1 protein-coding gene is annotated in these 1,774 nt (G+C 47.0%); it reads left to right on the top strand.

Annotated elements, in window-relative coordinates; genetic code table 11:
• Positions 1-170: 170 nt before the first annotated feature.
• Positions 171-1,718, top strand: coding sequence for a methyl-accepting chemotaxis protein (locus J1785_RS01290; protein WP_331252979.1), 1,548 nt, complete (start codon positions 171-173; stop codon positions 1,716-1,718).
• The last annotated feature ends 56 nt before the right edge of the window (positions 1,719-1,774 follow it).

Here is a 1,774-nt window from a genome sequence, read left to right as displayed (position 1 = left end):
TATTAAAGATCTGCTCCACCTCCCCCGATAAAGCGTCACAAACCTAAACCGGCGTTAAATCAACCAAACGTTCATTTTGATTGGAAATGTACGGAGTTTATTTGACTTAGCTGCGTAAGGTAACAGTGTTCTCCATAACCTCATTTATGATTCACCTGCCAGAGGGTAATATCTTGACTTTTAATAACATTAAAATTGGTGTGCGTTTAGGACTCGTTTTTGGCTTTATTATCACGCTCTTAATTATCGTTAGCATAACTGCGTTCGTAAAAATAAATGCCATCAATGCCTTAACCCAGCAAATGATTGAGGTTCGCTACGAAAAAGTCAGGTTGGCCTTTGATGTGCGCTTTCAGGTCAATGAACAGATAAAGTTTCTGCGAGGTGCCGTCATTGATTACGCCAGACCTGAATATAATAATCAGCGCTTACAATCGCTTAATAATGCATCATCTGCGACACAACAATTGATCGCAAAAATCACTGCTCTTCAAACGACGGCCATCGGGCAACAAAAAATCAAAGCACTCGCCCAGGCAAACGAAGAATACAGGGACGCACAGAAAGGATTATTTGCTCTTTTGAAAGCAGGCAAACGTGAAGAGGCAGAAAATTATGTCCTACGCAGCATGCGGGCGCCGGAAGCTGCAATGCTGAAATCCACAGCAGATTTCGCCGACTCTCAGGCTTCACAAATGAAAGAAGAAGGTCGTCAGATACTGCATGAGAGTGCAATGGCAATCAGGATAACCCTGCTGATATCCCTCATGGCCATCATATCTTCCATTATTTTAGGATATTTACTCACCCGCTCTATCACACGTCCGATGATGCATGCTATTCGTATTGCTGAAAATGTAGCCAAAGGCGATCTCACCTCCGAAATACAGGTCAATTCTACGGACGAAACCGGGCAAATGATGCTTGCTCTGCAGAATATGAATAATAACCTGCGGAAAATTGTCAGCGAAGTCCGTTCGGGCACTGACACCATTGCGACGGCTTCTCAGCAAATATCAATGGGAACGCTTGACCTCGCTTCACGTACCGAGCAACAGGCCAGCTCGCTTGAAGAAACGGCCTCTGCGATGGAGCAGATGACATCCACCGTAAAACAAAATGCAGACAATGCCCATCAGGCAAATAACTTGTCCAAATCAGCGTCACGTGTTGCCACCGAAAGTGCCGATGTGGTGAGTCAGGTTGTGGTGACCATGGACATGATTAATGACGCCTCTAAGAAAATTGTCGACATCATCAGCGTCATCGACCGCATCGCTTTCCAGACCAATATTCTGGCGCTCAACGCTGCGGTGGAGGCTGCACGGGCCGGAACGCAGGGAAGAGGATTCGCGGTCGTTGCAACAGAAGTACGTGGCCTTGCACACAGTTCTGCGACAGCAGCCAGAGAGATTAAAAATTTGATTGAGGAATCCGTTACCCGGGTGGACGAAGGTACCCGTCTGGTCGCTCAGGCGGGCTCAACTATTTCGAACGTCGTGAGCAGCGTAAGCAATGTCACCGACATTATGGGTGAAATTTCTATCGCCAGTGTTGAACAAAGCACCGGAATCGGTCAGATCAATGCTGCGATCAACCAGATGGACAGCGTCACACAACAAAATGCCTCCCTGGTTCAGGAAGCCTCTTCATCTGCGCAGTCACTGGAGGATCAGGCTGTCCGACTGGTGAAGGCGGTTAGCATGTTTAAACTCTGATAAGGATTTAAACATCTTAAACGGGGCATTGCTGTTTATCCGCTCCCTGTAGCGTC

This window comes from Rahnella perminowiae (assembly GCF_019049755.1).
GTDB lineage: Bacteria > Pseudomonadota > Gammaproteobacteria > Enterobacterales > Enterobacteriaceae > Rahnella > Rahnella perminowiae.
This window is presented reverse-complemented; position numbering and strand designations above follow the sequence as displayed.